The 15,986-nt window shown below is 49.4% G+C and carries 14 protein-coding genes; 7 read left to right on the top strand and 7 right to left on the bottom strand.

Annotated features, from left to right (window positions below; all coding sequences use genetic code 11):
- The first annotated feature begins 373 nt into the window (after positions 1-373).
- Both DEF47_RS02005 and DEF47_RS02010 read left to right on the top strand, forming a co-directional pair.
- Complete coding sequence (locus DEF47_RS02005; protein WP_012189535.1) at positions 374-1,126, top strand: RNA polymerase sigma factor; 753 nt, start codon at positions 374-376, stop codon at positions 1,124-1,126.
- The gene (locus DEF47_RS02010; protein ID WP_012189534.1) at positions 1,113-1,775 is read left to right on the top strand and encodes a hypothetical protein; all 663 of its coding nucleotides are present in this window, start codon (positions 1,113-1,115) and stop codon (positions 1,773-1,775) included. The genes DEF47_RS02005 and DEF47_RS02010 overlap by 14 nt, the downstream gene beginning before the upstream one ends.
- Here DEF47_RS02010 and DEF47_RS02015 read toward each other — a convergent pair.
- Together DEF47_RS02015 and DEF47_RS02020 are read right to left on the bottom strand one after the other, a co-directional pair.
- The gene (locus DEF47_RS02015) at positions 1,762-3,810 is read right to left on the bottom strand and encodes a CHAT domain-containing protein (protein WP_012189533.1); all 2,049 of its coding nucleotides are present in this window, start codon (positions 3,808-3,810) and stop codon (positions 1,762-1,764) included. The two genes, DEF47_RS02010 and DEF47_RS02015, sit on opposite strands and share 14 nt — an antisense overlap.
- 55 nt (positions 3,811-3,865) lie before the next feature.
- Entirely contained in the window at positions 3,866-5,203 is a 1,338-nt protein-coding gene (locus DEF47_RS02020) for a hypothetical protein (RefSeq protein ID WP_012189532.1), read from the bottom strand.
- A 137-nt stretch (positions 5,204-5,340) separates the two neighbouring features.
- Between DEF47_RS02020 and DEF47_RS02025 the strand changes: the two genes are divergently transcribed.
- The gene (locus tag DEF47_RS02025) at positions 5,341-5,526 is read left to right on the top strand and encodes a hypothetical protein (RefSeq protein WP_041304365.1); all 186 of its coding nucleotides are present in this window, start codon (positions 5,341-5,343) and stop codon (positions 5,524-5,526) included.
- A gap of 6 nt (positions 5,527-5,532) precedes the next feature.
- On the opposite strand, the gene DEF47_RS02030 is transcribed toward DEF47_RS02025, so the two are convergent.
- The 3 genes from DEF47_RS02030 to DEF47_RS02040 all read right to left on the bottom strand — a co-directional run bounded on the left by DEF47_RS02030 (position 5,533) and on the right by DEF47_RS02040 (position 10,151).
- The gene (locus DEF47_RS02030; protein WP_287044941.1) at positions 5,533-8,391 is read right to left on the bottom strand and encodes a CHAT domain-containing protein; all 2,859 of its coding nucleotides are present in this window, start codon (positions 8,389-8,391) and stop codon (positions 5,533-5,535) included.
- Between the two features lie 34 nt (positions 8,392-8,425).
- Positions 8,426-8,749, bottom strand: coding sequence for a hypothetical protein (locus DEF47_RS02035; protein WP_287044942.1), 324 nt, complete (start codon positions 8,747-8,749; stop codon positions 8,426-8,428).
- Positions 8,750-9,344: 595 nt separating this feature from the next.
- Positions 9,345-10,151, bottom strand: coding sequence for an RNA polymerase sigma factor (locus tag DEF47_RS02040; protein ID WP_012189529.1), 807 nt, complete (start codon positions 10,149-10,151; stop codon positions 9,345-9,347).
- A gap of 271 nt (positions 10,152-10,422) precedes the next feature.
- Between DEF47_RS02040 and DEF47_RS02045 the strand changes: the two genes are divergently transcribed.
- Together DEF47_RS02045 and DEF47_RS02050 are read left to right on the top strand one after the other, a co-directional pair.
- On the top strand, positions 10,423-11,457 hold the full coding sequence (locus DEF47_RS02045; protein WP_012189528.1) for a DUF3466 family protein: 1,035 nt from the start codon (positions 10,423-10,425) through the stop codon (positions 11,455-11,457).
- 70 nt (positions 11,458-11,527) lie between these two features.
- Positions 11,528-11,977 carry an META domain-containing protein gene (locus DEF47_RS02050; RefSeq protein WP_012189527.1) on the top strand — a complete coding sequence of 150 codons (450 nt, stop codon included), beginning with the start codon at positions 11,528-11,530 and terminating at the stop codon, positions 11,975-11,977.
- On the opposite strand, the gene DEF47_RS02055 is transcribed toward DEF47_RS02050, so the two are convergent.
- Positions 11,974-12,480, bottom strand: coding sequence for a DNA-deoxyinosine glycosylase (locus DEF47_RS02055; RefSeq protein WP_012189526.1), 507 nt, complete (start codon positions 12,478-12,480; stop codon positions 11,974-11,976). The genes DEF47_RS02050 and DEF47_RS02055 overlap by 4 nt on opposite strands.
- A 94-nt stretch (positions 12,481-12,574) precedes the next feature.
- Between DEF47_RS02055 and DEF47_RS02060 the strand changes: the two genes are divergently transcribed.
- Both DEF47_RS02060 and DEF47_RS02065 read left to right on the top strand, forming a co-directional pair.
- The gene (locus DEF47_RS02060; RefSeq protein WP_012189525.1) at positions 12,575-13,036 is read left to right on the top strand and encodes an SRPBCC family protein; all 462 of its coding nucleotides are present in this window, start codon (positions 12,575-12,577) and stop codon (positions 13,034-13,036) included.
- A 51-nt stretch (positions 13,037-13,087) separates the two neighbouring features.
- Positions 13,088-14,065: a helix-turn-helix transcriptional regulator gene (locus DEF47_RS02065; RefSeq protein ID WP_012189524.1), complete on the top strand. Its 978-nt coding sequence runs from the start codon at positions 13,088-13,090 to the stop codon at positions 14,063-14,065.
- A 33-nt stretch (positions 14,066-14,098) separates the two neighbouring features.
- Here DEF47_RS02065 and DEF47_RS02070 read toward each other — a convergent pair whose 3' ends face one another.
- Positions 14,099-15,982, bottom strand: coding sequence for a hypothetical protein (locus DEF47_RS02070; RefSeq protein WP_012189523.1), 1,884 nt, complete (start codon positions 15,980-15,982; stop codon positions 14,099-14,101).
- Positions 15,983-15,986 lie beyond the last annotated feature (4 nt).

Below are 15,986 nucleotides of genomic sequence, written 5' to 3' on the forward strand. Positions count from 1 at the left end.
GGGCCGAACGATGACCACATGGGGAAACAAAGAGCAGGCAACCGCGAGTTTCATTCGCTTGCCTTGCTAAAATCGATTGAAATAGCGACGAAAGAACAAACACACTCAGCCCGCCAATCCGTAGGATTATGGATTGGCTTACTCTCTTAACGTTTGAAAGGCATCATCCCTGACATCGTTGCCATTACTAGTACGGATAACAGTGCTTAGGCCTATTGTTGGGCAACCAAGGATTTGATGGTGACTCTACTTAAACGTTAGGCATTTTTTGGTATAATGCTCAGGCCTATTTGATATGAAACGATCGCATCGTATTCTTCATCGTACCAATCGGTATCCCAAGGCTTGTTAGCTTTTGTACGAGGATGCAGCCATGCCGGAATTTCTGGAGAACGTCGGCAAGTATTGGCATGAGACCAAACGACGCTATAATTGGCAATTTATTACAGCGTCCGAGGAACTCAATTTTATTCAAACAATCGCCGAAAGCATCGCCCCAACCTCAGACCCCACCAGCATTACTAATGCAATTAAACATGGCTACAATCGGCTGATCTACGACACGATTGTCTTTGCCATCCACAACCCCGATGATCCGGTTGCGCGGAGTGCAGCCAATCGGGCATGTGCCGAGATTTGGTGCATAGCTCGCAATATTGCCATCGCCAGAGGCGTTGATCAAGCAGATATCGAGGATATTGCCCAAGAGGTAACGCTGCGGCTCATCACCAACCCTGAAAAGGTTGAGAAACCTCACAAGTTAGCTGCTTGGATTGGATACCAAGTCTTAGATTTTCGTAAACGGTTCTATTCTGGCAAGCTCAGAAGTCAGCAAGTCGCGCTTGAAACAGCCGAGACGGCGGCAAGCACAATCGATGTAGAAGCGTTGGTCGAACGGCATTTGATGCTTACCCTATTTAAGCCCTTACTAAAGGAAGTGCTTTCGAACGCGCAGTATGTTATAATTTGTAAGCATCTAATTGATGGCTCACCACCTCACGAAGTTGCGCAACAACTCAATGTTGATCCTCATACTATCCACTCACAAAAATATCGTGCCCTGAAGATCATCCGAAACCACCCCAAGTTGCGTGAATTGCTGGAGAGTATCCATGAACAACAATAAAAATGTAAATCCTCCATTTCGGCTCTCACTTGATGAGGCACGCAATAAGTTGCCAGCCCTAGTAGCAGCAGAACTCGATAATGAGCCTGATCTGGAAACGCGCTACGCCGATGTGTATGCAGCGCTGGATTTCTACGATGATCTGGTTGATGAATACGATGAACTTTATTACACGCTTAAAGAATATGAAACGCAGCCAGTGATCGACCATCACATTAGCCCACCAATCGATTTGTTTGATCGGGTTTATCCGCCTAAAAAAGCGGCTGGGCCATCGTTGCTCGAACGAACCAAGGCTATATTGAGCCGCTTGGTGCTGCCATTACCAGCCTTAGCCCAACCAAAAGCTGCAATCCTCAGCTTAGATGATGAAGATTTGGAATATATTTATGATGTGATTGAACACCCACCAGCAGCAATCGATCTGTCGGTGCACGTCTGGCTTGAAGTTATCTCCGCTACGCAGTTGGAAATTGTGGTTACTTTAGCCCCAGCGAGCGGGCCTCCTTGGACGGTTGCCGTCTTGCTTGGCGATACTGAGCTTCCGATCATTGGCACGAATAGCGCTTACCATGAAACTCGCTTTGGACCATTAAGCAGCTTTCCCACCACAAGCATTACGCTGGTAGCAATTCCTAACCCAGCTTAGCCCGCCGTTCACGATCAAAACTGTAGATCATGGTCAGCGCAGTTACCCCCATCGCTGCGCTGCCCAAACCTGAACTCAAGATAAGCCCAACCAGACTTTGACCATAGGCGGTCAACAGACCCAATGGCACAATAAAGAGCAGCAGGAGCATCCCAAGATACACCGACAACCAGCCATTCTTGGCTACATACAGTTGCGGATAAAGCCGCCAATTGTTATGCGCAGCACGGCTTTCCGAGCGGGCAACCACATAGCCCCACAAGCTCGACCAACCAACCAGCCCCAGAAAAAGCGCTTGCCAAATCGGTGGACTGATTAATTCGCCAATGCTCAAAAACAGCCCACCAAGCAATAATGCCCCAGCCCAGCCGCCAATCGCATAGCCTAACAACATTCCACCACGGCTAGCATAACGACGAGCAACAATTTCATGCGGCGCTAAATGAGGGGGCCGCCAACTGGTCATAAAGTGATCAACCAGTAGGGTACAAGTCACCCCAATTATGGCCCACAGAAACGCTCCAGTGCGCAATAGTTCAAGATTGACCCTCAATTGACTAGGCCAAAAGATTGCGCGACTCAAGCCACCAATGATCAAGCCCAAAGCGAGCACAATCACCGCAGCTCGAAAACCACGGCGATAGGAAGGGGAAAGTAACCGCGCATCAAGAAAATCGGCCAAACGGGTATGCCATGCTGGGCGTTCACGTTGATCAGCTTGGCGATACACCACGGGAATTGTCCAATCGATAAACCAGCGATTGCCACTCAGCGCCGCCCGTGCCGCCGTGATCGCCCATTCGATCGTATGGCCTTCACGCAAGGCCGTATATAAAACTCCACAGAAGCGTGCGGCGGCATGTTGGGCAATCGCTCCTTGCATTCCAATAACCATTGGCACGCCAGCCCGCACCAAATCGTAGGCAATATTGCTAACAGTTGCCGTATTTTCTTCGGTTTGTTGCGCACCACTGCTATGACACACCGTTAAGACAACCAACTGAAGCCGTGCCGAAGCACTCAGAATCGGCCAAAGATCATGCGAGCTAACTCGATAAACCACCTGTTGATTATTCAGAATATAGGTTACAAGCATATCATGACGCTGTAGTTTGGCTTCGGGCTTGGGCGAATGCCCATGACACAACAATTGGACAATTTGAGGTTGATGTTCAAGCAAGCGCTTATGCAATGTTTCAATCGTATTTGGATCACTGCTCCACCAGCGCTCAAGTGTTTCGCCAGCAAACAAGGGGGCTAATTCAGCAATAAACGATCTGGTATCGATTGGCGAGCGGACTAACGGTGCCGCAATAACTTGTAACGCTAAATTACGGTCAATTGTAATTGGCTGATAGGGCAGCATGCTCGAAACTTGGCGAATTAACACCATATGATGGTGCAAAAACAAAAAACGGGTTGAAAATTCAGCTTCATTTAGCGGCTCGATACCCTGGGCCGCCAGTGTTTGATGCGCTGTGGGAATCACCAACAACTCCCATGGTAAGTCAAGCAGGCTACGGGCATTCTCAGCAACATCGAGAATAACCCGTAAACCCTGTTTTGCTTGGCGTGATTGGGTTTGCCAAATACTGTCACGCAGAATAGTTTTTGCTGTACCAGGAAGCATTTGCAGCATTTGATTACCAAGTTGCCAAAGCTGGTGATAGTGTTCCTGAAACAAGGCGGGTGGCTTAATTGACGTATCCCATACCGTCATAAACTCTCCGCACGCCGATCGCAAGGCCCGCAAGGACTCGATCGAATCGGCAGAGTGGTAGACAGCCACAGCCGCAGCCTGTGTGAGCAACCTGGACATACTCGGATCTTCAGGCTTCGCATGGTTGTAGATGCTGTGATGAAAGTCTTTGATCAAGCGTTGATAGCGTTCGCGCAATTTGGTAATCGTTTCTAAACTAATTGGAATGTTATCAACCGCACCACCATCGGAAACCAAACCGCGCATTTGAACATTCATCTGAAAATAATTTGAAGCATTAAGATAGCCCTTGATCACCAGATCCACGTATTGCATCAATCGCTCCTTTCGCGGACTTTCATTTGGTTTAATGCCGCTGCCTACAGCCAACTTAGGTCAAGCTTTCAGCTTCCTTGAGAAAGCTCACATGGTCGGCTAACGTCAACATTAAACGGTTTGGCCAGATCTGCTCGGATTCATGCTGAAGCTCTGGAGGTTGGATGGCAGGCGCAGCATTATCAACCCACATGCTGCGTAATTCGCTAAGCTGCTTCAGCCAAGCCACTTCTGTGGAAGGAATGCGGGTCTCTTGTAAAATCAAGGCCGCATCGGCCCAGCGCCGCGCCAACAAAAGCTCAAAGGCCAGCGGTAACAAGACCTTCAGGCCAGGATCAAGCTGCATTGGTGCAGTTGCCGCTAGCCCAAGCCCGCTCGTGGCAAGTTCGTTAAGCCATGCACCTGGCGCTTGCACCGCTGCCAAGCGTGCATAACACTGGTTCAGATTACAATCACGACCCGCAATCGAGGCTGCCAGAAGTTCAGCCCCAGCCTGGGTTAAACTAAGCGCAAAAAACAGCCGATGCGCATTAGGATTGGTTGCATAGTCCTGCAAAAATCGAATAACCAGCCACCGATCAACCAAATGCTGCGAGCGAGCCACAATCCAATCACTCGCCAGCGTCGGCTGTTGTTGCGCCGCCATATGCAAAAGGTTCGTTGTGCCAGGTAAGGGCAGCAAGCGTAAGGCATCAAACTGAATCGGATGCCATGTCAACAGCTGAGCACGCACTCCAATTCGTTGTAGCACCCAGCCTAGCCCAACCTGCCCAAGCCACATCACTAAGCGCAACTGCGCCACGCCAAGCCCTAAAATAATGGGGGCAAAAAAAATCGCTAGGCTATTAGCAAAGGCCGGAGAGTACCAGATACCAAGCGCAGTTGCCGGAGCAATACCCAGCACCGCCCAACGCACATCTACTGATCCGCGTCGCTGCTGATTGATCAATAAATAATAGCTGAGGGCTATACCCACCAAATATCCCAACATCAGGCAAAAGATCACTGCTTGAGCACCAGATGCAGACCCAACCAGCGAAAGCCCAAGCATGCCGCCAACACCAACAACCACCAGCAGCGGGGGGCTTAAAACAACTTGGAATAGCCCAAACCAGAACAAAAAACGTGGCAGATAATCACTAGGCACCTGCTTGGTTAGAACCATACATGCGACACATGTACTGATCACGGTAAAAACGAGCTTAAGCAGAATGAGCCAAAGCACCATACCTAGATTCAGCCAAAGCAGCAGCACACTCAGCAACAAGCTATCAACAACCAGACCAAGCACCAACAACACTTTTGGTGCATATTGACGCTCCATCAGAGCCTTCGCTACCAAGGCCGGATTAAACAACAGCCTCCACCACATACGCCATAGTGCATTGATCATCGAATCCCCTCTGAACAGCAACGACATCGCCATATTGATTATGAAATTGCCGATTTTAGCAGGATAGATTTTTGGGCTGACTTCCTCTTCTTCAATGACTCCACAACGGGTGGAGCTTAGAAGAAAGGTGGTTCAGTATGGAACGGTTCACAAAAGCGGTGTTGATCGGAATCGTGGGCATAATCGTCGCTGGCGGCTCAATCAAAATTTATGTCAACGATCCGCCCCAAGTAACTTTAGACCCAGGTGGTTCTGGCGGTGGCATCGGTGATACAAATCCAACTCCTACGCCTGTGCCAACCCCAACCCAAACCAATGGCTAAACGCGATTAATCACCGACGCTGATCGACGGAATCTGCGCAGATGGCCATTGCGCCAGTGTTCCAGCCCCAACAACCTGAAAGCCACCCCAGACCAAGACTGCAGCTTGGCTGGGATCGTCAGATTCAAGTAATGTGCGTTGGGCCATTGCCAAAGCCGTTGCCCCATCATTTGGGTAGGCTAAATAGTGATAAAATAACCGCATCAACTCAACCACCCCGCTATCGCTAGTTTTCCACCCATTGGCTAGCACCTCACGTGCGCCACCAGCCAAAAAAGCGCGGCTCAAACTTAGCACTTCTTCGCCAAGCAACGTTTCACTCAGCGAGCCATCACATGTCGATAACACCACCGTCGCCCCAGCAAGCCGTAAATTGAGGATATCGTTGTAAAACATATCGCCATCCACAAGCTTAATATGGGCAAGTAACCCACGGGCAGCGATTAATTGCGCATGGGTTGCAATATGAATATGCCGAAAGCGTTGTAATAACCCAGCTTGACCTAGCTTCAACACGGCCACGCCTGTTGCTTCGGCTCCAAACAGCGTGCTGACGGGGATGGTTACTTGTTGCGCAACAACCCGCAGTTCTGCTTGAATGTGTGGCAACGCGTCCGCTCGCTCGCCAAAATTGTCACAGCCCAGCAATAACGCCTCAGTGCCCAAGCTTTGACGTGCCTGCAACCATGACCATGTGCCCAACGATGGAATAATCTGTGGAATACAGGTTTGGCAAAGTCGCTGTTGGTTGACCAGCAAAGCTGCCCAAGCAACCTGATGCAGCTTGGTACATGGTGTGATTAATAGGCGATGGTTTTGATGCAAGCGTTGCTTAACGACGCTAGGGATAAGTCGATCAGATAAGGCCCGAAGCTCGGCGAAAGGAGCAGCTTGGCTCAGAAACGACCAATCCTCATACAAAATTGAATGGTCAGTAAACGAGTTGGCCAAGCCTAATAACTCACAGAAACGCCGATCAATTGGCTGGCGAATAACCGTAATCTGCCCAGCATAGAGCGTGATAATCAGCAGATCGTCGCCTAATTGACTGTAGCCGAGCCATGTCCAATCCCCATCAAAGGCTTCATCAAGTTCGCCACAAACAACCTCAAGTGGCCGATCAATCGCCAAATCGGCAAGCGAACCTTCAAGGGTATGTCGCGCTTGAATTAAGAAATTGATATAATCGGCGAATAGTGCCTCTACGTGCTCATGACCAGCAGTTGGCTGCGTTAAGCTACTCAAACGGGCATGATAGCGCTGATCTTCCTCTGCCAAGTCTGGGTCAAACGCTAGTGGTAAACAACGCATTTGGCGATTTAACACCAATGCTCGTTGTTGCTCGATTAATTGCCATGCCAAGTTACTATTGGCCTGGGCAAGCGCCAATCGAATGGTATCGTGATACAGTTGCTGCGCTTGGGCAAAAATCGCACTCGAAGCATGTTCGCTACTCAAAGCTTGACGAAGTTGGGCAACAATGCCACAAGCAGCGATATATTCTGCCATGGCCCGCCCGCTAGCCCCAGCCTGTGCAGCACAATACCCTAAGCCATAATGACAACGCCAGCGATGGGTCGGATGTTCAAGCAACCACACCTGAGCTTGCGCTAACAAAGCCTGTGCTAGCTGCCAATTGCCTGTTTCAAGCATCAACCAAGCTTGACCAAGCTGACATTTGGCAATATTAATCTGATTGCCAATCGCCTCAAAACAAACAATTGCCTGATCGAAAAAGCGCTGAGCTTGGTCAACAGCACCAAGGCAGTGCCACGCCTGTGCAAGTGCCTCGTAAAACTCGCCAAGCTCTAACTGATCATCTAAGGCTAGCACTAAAGGTTGAATCGCGCCGAGCAAGTCGAGCGCAAGCTGACCATTGCCTTGATTAATCTGTAACAGGGCAAAATTGCGCTGAAGCACACAACTATCATAGGTACTCGAACGCGCTTGATAGACCGCCAACGCTCGCTGATAGGCCGATTGAGCAATGAGCGGCAGCCGCACATAATGGGCAATCACGCCAATATTTTGGTCGCATCCAGCCGCCAAATCGGGCCGATCAAGCATACGAAAGCTGCTACGCGCTGCAAGGTTAAACCGCAAACCCTGATCGTAGTGACCAATTCTGCTTAGTGCCAAGCCAAGTGCTCGCTGGCATAAGGCCGCATATAGTGGCATGCCCAAACGATTAAACCAGGTCATCGCCTGTTGAAGGTCGGCTACGGCATCTGCATAGTGTTCTTGACGATCAGCAATAAAGCCCCGCTCACGAAGGCATTTAGCTACATCAACCCACGCCTTGGCTTGTTGAGAAGCGTACAATGCCTGATCTAAACCCTGCTTGGCTTTGGTAAAAGCGCCAAGGCCTGCATTGGCAATCGCCACAATACGCATAAACCGACCAGCCACGAATTGCGGAGCAGTGGTCAGATGCGGCGCGATTGTGGCAGCCAGATCAAGGACAGCTTGATAGCGTTTAAGGTAATTAAGATGAATCAATTGATAAATTTGGGCCTCGGCAGCGGCGCGAGCACCACCAAGTCGCAAATGGGCTTCGATGACTGGTTGCCATGCCTGTTGCAACGAAACCCCTTCTCCTTGTAGCCATCGACCAACCAGCAACGCTTGACGACAATCCCACATGCCCGCTTGATCATGATGTTGGGCGAAAAGAGCTTGCGCTTGTTGCAACGCGGCTAGGCCTTCGGAAACTTTTTCGCCATGCAGCGCGGCCCAGCCATAACAAAACCAAGCCCAACCATGGTCTACACACGCGCTTGATTCCATCGCGAGCAGCCGCCGATGCGCGATCACGAGGGCACTTAATGGCCGCTGATCGACCAAACGGATGATTCGAGCAAACATTGGTAGCGGGGTCGCCAACATCAAGCAGGCCTTTCTATTCCAGACGGATATTTAAGGCTGGACCGGCAGGATTGGTAAAAAGGGTTGCAGGAATCGGTGGCAGGGTCGCCAAGCCATCTTCGCTAAAGGTCGCCTGAAATTCCTCATTACCAAATGCTAAAACCACAGTAGCCTGCAATGGAGGTTCAAGGGCCACCACAATTTGCCAATATTGATCATCAACATGGAGCACGCGGAATGCAAGGTTATAACCAAACCCCAAGGTGTGGCGATAAAACGCTGGGCCTAAATCGCCATCGCCGCGAACTCCCTGGATCAAACCGCTCAGTGATTGAATCCGCTGAACTAATCGATTCATAACGGGCCTTGACCACGACCAAATCGTGGGGTTCAAGCTCGCAGGAAGGCTCGCCCAAATTTTGGTTGGATCAATCGCGGGGTTTAAGCTCGGGCTGGGAATCGTTAATTGGACGAGACTTGCATCCTGTAACATTTCATTCATAAAACTATATTCTTTATAACAATCTGGGCAAATTCTCAGATGGCTATCGACCGCAGGATAGCGCAATCTCCCTTGGCCCGGATTTAACCGTTCGAGGTCAATATAACTAGCAAGCTCCTCATCGAGATGGTGATCGGCTGCTGGTTCAGCCGCTATCGGTAGCATTTGCCCACCTATCGCGGCAAGCAAGACCTCGATATAGCCACGACAAACAGCACATGTACGGATATGCCTAAGGGTTTCTGCATCAAGCGATGCGAAGGAATCGCTAACAAGCAGGTTGTCTAAGGTTTGATGGATAGCACTACACAGCATTATGATCTTCTCCATACCATTTAGGGAAGATGCGTCAATCTACCTAAATAGATAGTACTTAACCTGAATGCCATCTGTAAAGACCAAGCTTTATCGATATTATTCATACTTGCTTTAGTTCCCACGGCGCTCTATTTTATTCATTCTCAGCCGAATCCTCAGAATCAAACAAGCTATCTAGCCATTTGCGAATGCGCTCGTGCTTTGCCAAAAGCGCTCGGGCGGCAGCTAAGCGTTGCGATACCGTCGATTGGGCCACCCCTAAGCGCTTAGCAATATCGGAGCCTTTCATATCGAGGATGACGGCTAACAGAAAGACCTCACGCACGAGTTTATACTCAGGATGCGCTAAAACTTCGTTGATAATCACGAGAAATTCCTGGGCCATGATAATTGCTTCGGGCTGTGTCTGCTCTGCGGCTGGAATATGCAGCAAGGCTTCAAGCCCTGGCTCAGCCCGTTGCTTTGGATCACGCTTGGTCGCCCGTGTTAGGCGGTTCTGCTTTCGAATTGCGTTTATGATAACCGTCATAGCCCACGTTTGGAGGCTACTATGATAGCGAAAGGAAGGAAGGGCAGCCCAGACCGTCAAGAGGCAGGTCGAACAAACATCCTCAAATGTATTACTTGGATCAGCTTGCCAGATGTGCGATTGTTTCTTGACGATGCTATGAATCAAAAGCATCGTGGTTTGCCAAGTATCGCTATGAGCAGGGTCGGTTGGCTCGCGCAGCGCCTGCACAACGGCATAATCTGCCCAATGCCACGCGATAATTTCGTTATTTGAGGGAATCGTTTCGGATTCCGTCAGATAGTGCCCAAGATCATGGGTTCGCTCAAGCAATGACTCTAAACTTAAACCTTTGCCAGATTGATTATTTAATCGGATTAAGCTTTCAAGAGTTTGATTAAATAATGGGTTCGTCGCAGAATCAACACTCATTAGCGATTCTCCTTCGCATCGATTCCAGCAGTGATGAGTATCAAATGGCTATACCTAGCAGTTAATCACAACCATTGTAATTGATCCCCACAAATCATGCTACTTCAGCCGCTGCAACGAGCCTCGATAGCACACCAAACCAAGCAAACCCCACCTCCTGTCTGTAAGCAATACGCCAGCATTAGCTCATTAGCTAAACCGAGATTAAACTACCAAACTCTTCGTCACAACAACTCATACCGCTCAAACAGAGTTTGTCGGAGGATGGATTATGCGTTCATTTAAAACTTTTTGGTTGCTGCTGCTCGTCGTTATGGCACTTGGCTGGTTTGTTGTTCAGCGCTCGCCGCTTCAGGCCCAAACGCCAAATCCCAACTATAGTTATGTCAATCTTGGGGCACTAGGCGGGCAACATATGTATCCTAGTGATATTAATGATTTTGGACGAATCGCTGGGAGTGTAGAAACCGAGTTCTCAGCAATGCGAGCGTTCGTTTGGCGACGAGGTACGCTCAGCAATCTGGGCACACTCGGCGGCAATCAAAGCTATGGCTATGGCATCAATGATACTGGCTATGTTGTCGGTGAAAGCACTACGAGTAATAACAAACGGCAGGCTTTTTATTGGCGCGAAGAGCAAATGCTCAATCTTGGCACCCTCGGTGGTAATGTTAGCACAGCGCTTGATGTCAGCAATGGCGAGCGGATCGTTGGCCGAAGCACGACCAGTACTGGCGATACCCATGCATTTATGTGGTATCGCAATACGATGACCGATCTTGGTACGCTGGGGGGCAACTACAGCACCGCCAATGAAATCAACGATCACAAAGTTATTGTCGGTTGGAGCACCAATGCCAACGGTGAAACTCGCGCCTGTATCTGGAAAAACGGTACGATTATCGATCTAGGCATACCTGCGGTTAAAAGTTATGGCTATGCAATCAATAACAATGAGCAAGTTGTGGGAATGATGGAATTAAGTGATGGTCAACGCCATGCATTTCTTTGGGAGAATGGCGTAACCACCGATTTAAGCGCCGGATTGAATCAATATAGTGGTGCAAATGATATTAACGATGCAGGCACAATCGTTGGGTTTACTGGTGACGACACAACACCACTTGCTGCAACGGTTTGGCATAATGGCACACGTTTGCGGATGGGGCCATTCAGTCAAGCAAGCACCGAATATCAAACGATTGCAACTGCGATTAATGAGGCCAACCAAATTGCTGGTTATGCTATCGTGAGCGCTGATGGCGTTACGCGCACCGACGGAATAATTTGGCAATTTGAAGATTAACGGTGATGGGAACATAACTTGATGGGTAATCGTTGTTAGTTCAACAACAATCAAGTTATGGAGTTACCAGATGCGTCACATCTTAAGTATAGCCATTGCCGCCTTATTAATCGTTGGTTGTGGCAACCAAGCCGCCTCAACCAGCCAACCAACCAATACGCCCAGCATTATTGTTGATCCTGCAGAACTCATTGGCTCACGCTGGAATGTCTTAACCATCAATGGTCAGCCGATCATTGGGCCGAATCCCTTGCCATTGACAATCGACTCGGCCAGCCAAGTCTCGGGGAATGGTGGTTGCAATGGTTATGGTGGCGGCATCACCATTGATGGCTCAAAATTGACCATCGGCCCACTCGTGTCAACATTAATGGCATGTGCCGAAGCCGACTTGCAAGCCCAAGAAGGTAGCTTGCTCCAAAGCTTGGAAAAGGTTCGCAGCTACCAGCAAACTGAGACAACGTTAAGTTTGCTTGATGATCAAGGCACGGTCGTGGTCACTTTAGCTCGCCAACCCTAAGCTCCAAGCGCATTGCGTAGCCACATCCAAGCCTCAACTTTTTTGGCAAATGCTTGGGTATTGGCTGGGCTTGTCGATGGCAAACCCACCAGTTCAAGCCGCGATTGAAGTTCACTCGTAAGGTTTGGCCAAACTAAGCGCATAAAAAGCTGCTGGGCTTTCATGCCATTCAATCCAACCTTCTGAATCGCTGGATTGGCCGTGAAAAAAGTTTGAAAATCATTGGGAATTGGGTTGGTAATCGCGGTATCGAGGCTGCCAACCCGCTCCGCTGCATGCAGCACATCCCACAGCGCCAGCTGATGCCGCGCTAAGAAAGCGGCTCGCGTCACACTCGTAAGGCCAGGCTCGTCAGCAAAAACTGCCTGCATAATCCGCCAAAATTGATTGCGTGGATGCAGATAGTAGAACTGAGCAGCTAGCGACTGATCACCTGGTAAGGTTCCAAGAATTAAGCAACGACTTGTCGAGTGAACAATCGCTGGTAAAGCAAATTTAGGCATACAACTCCTCATAGTGCCAACAAAAACAACCATTTTGCATCAATCTGCGGCTAGGTCTATACTAACATATGCCCAGTTTAGCAAGGAGACTCGTATGCCTATCGGTCAGGTAGCGTTCGTTAATCACTGTGACATCGCCGCACCTCGCGAATTATGTTTTCGCTATATCAGCGACTTTACTCACGATCCAGAATGGTGGCTGCCAGTTACCTCATCGCAACGCATTTGTGGCCAAGGGCTAGGAGCTATCTACGAGCAAGTTGCCAGCGTTGGGGTATTGCATTTTTCTTCGTTAATCGAAATCACTGCCTATCATCCTGAGCAGTCAATGGCCTTTACAATCACATCGCATGGGGTTATGCATTGCCAAGTACAGTATGATTTTAGTGACCATGGAGGAATTACGACCTTCACGATGAGCAGCACTATCAGCTTTCTACCAATGTGGATTCGCTTGATTGCCCCTATTTTCAAGGGTCTCCTGATTCAACAAGTAACCAGCCATTTCGCCATTCTCAAACAGCAGATCGAGATGCTCGCTGCTGTGGAGGCTTAGGGTTAATCGATAGGGCTGGATGACGGCAAAACCTTGCAAGAAAGCCAGAGCATGGAATACCAAGAATCTGAAGTTCCCAGCCTTATTCGACGATTATTGCAGGTGCGTGATCTCCTGTTAATCGAGCCACAGACATTTCAATCGATCTGTCGATTGGAGCCTACCCTGTATCAGGCTGAAACATCAGGTCAACGGGCCTTTCGCCGTGATCTGCATAGTTTACGGGCATTAGGCTATCAGCTTGAAATTGCCACCAAACCTAAGCGTTGGCGCATTGTCGCAACCCAGCATGTGATACCCGATCAAGAGCTTGAGGCCTTGGCTGCCATCCGTGATCTTTTTGGCGCTGGACACCCGATGGCTCCCAAAGTAAGTCAACTTTTAGATCGATTGACCACGAATCTTAGTGATGCGCAGCAAAAGCAATGGCGACAAATGCCAGTCATGCGGGTGGCATTTAACCCTGCGATTGACTATACGCCCTACACCGATTGGATCGAATTTTTTGCGCAGGCGATTCGGCAACGCCGCCAAGTAGGCTTCTACTATCAAGCTCGAAGGCATGATCAGCCCCAGCATTACCCACGACTTGACCCGTATGAACTAGAATATCGTGATCGCCATTATTATCTCTTGGCCTATTGCTACCGCCATGGCATGATTTTGACCTTCCGGCTTGATCGAATGATCATTGATCATAGCAAAGAATTACCATATCTCCGGCCTGGAATCCAACCAATGCAACGCAAACGCCCAACGATTGACTTCACCTATCGCTTGCCAGCCTCATTTGCGCCGCAAGGGGTCAGCGAACGCTTCACGATTAAGGCCATTCGCCATCTTGGTGAGCACATTGAAATTGATGCTAGCGAGTTTAGTGAATTTCAAATTATTCGCACATTATTGGGCTATGGCGAACATGCCCAGCTGGTCAGCGGGCCTGATTCATTATTCAACGAGCTACGCCGGGTGGTTGAGGCAATGTATGCCAATTATCTGCACCAATCGGCTCGCGAACGAGGTGAGTAGCAGCATTCACCTCGTTCAAGATTAACCACCTAATCAAGCCTGTTCAAAGCAAACGCTTGCACTGCCTTCGATCATTTGCAGGGCAAATTGGGCCGATGTAAAGGAGGCTTGTGGCACAATTTGTTGCATTGAACTAGCGAGTTGAGCTAAACCCACCACCGAATAAGCCTCATCTTGCCAGGGAATAGTTGCAATCACTTGATCAGTTTCAACGCCATTGCTATCACGCAATTGTTTATGCAGCGTAGGGTATTGTTGATTAGCCGGATCAAAGCCAAAGTGCAGGGTTTCGGCGTGCAGCTTGAAGCTAAAACGCGCCACCTCGCCAGCAAACAAGCCAATCAAAACGCTATCAGCCAATTTTTCCAGCCGAATCTGATCAATGTTCCCGCCAGCAGCATCGCTCGCTTCGATAATAATATTGGGCCAGCCTGCCACAACTGCCGAGCGCATGATAAAGCCAGTTACGGTAGGCAGTCCACCGAGCAACGTCGGTAGATCAAGCGCTTGCTCATGGGTCAAATCGCCCGTGGTCGCGCGGCCAATGCTTAGCGCTCCATCACATAAACAAGCCATCCAAGCTGGATCAAGCTGGAAGAAGCGAATTGCTTCATTTGGCAGCATCGTTTCATCGGGCACAAGGTAGTTGAATGGCACGCCTTGCAATTGGGCTAGCCCTTTAAACCACGCTTGAACATCGGCGGGAGCAGCGCTTGCCAGACTGCGGCTTTGTAAACGTTGCGGTTGGAAGCGGGCAGTTGGGGTGTTTTGGCTCTTTTTCTGTTGAATTTGCCCACGCTTCCAAGCATACAAACTGGTTGAAATTTGCTTGGTCTGCAACATCATCAAGCGCCCTAATTCCCATGCCGCTGCATACGAAACATCAAACATGCCCGTGGTTGAATCATAGGCCAGTAAACTATCGGCGGCTAAGGCCGGCAAAGGCAATTGGGCAGTATGTTGGCCAACTCCCAACGGCCCACGATACCACGAGATCGATTGGTTGGCTTGGCGCATGTTGTGAGGCAGTAATGCATAGCCTTGGGCCGCATAGTGTTCAGCCAAAGGGTTGGCATTGGTGGCTAGCCGGAGATTACTGGGGCTATAATTCAAGCCAAGCATGAGATCAGCAAATTGCTGTTGGGCGGCTGGTGGCGACGCAAAACGCCAACTGCTCAGCACCACCAAGCGAATCAAATCTGAATCGCTGGCTTGTTGAAAATCGAAGCCAGCACTGGTATAGCGGTTTTCCAACGAAACCAAAAACACCGTATTAATCTGATTCGGGCCGGGCAGGCGATTACCCAAAATCACCGCTCGCTCCTGTCCGGTTGGTGTGCCATCGTTGGCAATCGCTTGGCGAATATGGGCTTGATAGGCTAAATCGGTATTGCTTGGTAACAAACGCGCTAACAACTGTTTGGCAACGTCAATCACCACCACTCGATCATCGCTCGTTTGGCCCGGCTCTAAATCGAAGCTGGGAAATTTCACGCCAACGCTAGCTGATTGCTGCAACTCACCCAAGGTCATGGTTTGGGCAAGCGGAGTTTGATCGGCGGTAAACATCAATAAGCTCAGCCACGGCAAATCTTCATTATTAGGGTCAGCTTGACGCTCCCAAGGCAAGGTCGAGCGGTTCAAAATCAGGTGCGGCAAAATCGTCGAATGGTCGCTTAGGCTACCGTCAGGTGGGTAGACTGCATAAATATCCTTGGGATCAAGGCTAAATCGTTCGCCAGCAACATAAAATTTGCGCGTCGCGCTAAATTCTGTCTGCGGAATCTTGGGTTGTGCTGGCTCGTTGGTCGAAATTTGATGGGTTACGACAATCTGATACAAACCAGTTTTGAGGCTGGGCTGATGAAATTGGCTAAATTGCAGTTTGTCGTTGGGTACTTCTATTGGGTCTGCCATACAT

This window comes from Herpetosiphon sp. (assembly GCF_003512625.1).
In the GTDB taxonomy this organism is placed as follows: domain Bacteria; phylum Chloroflexota; class Chloroflexia; order Chloroflexales; family Herpetosiphonaceae; genus Herpetosiphon; species Herpetosiphon aurantiacus.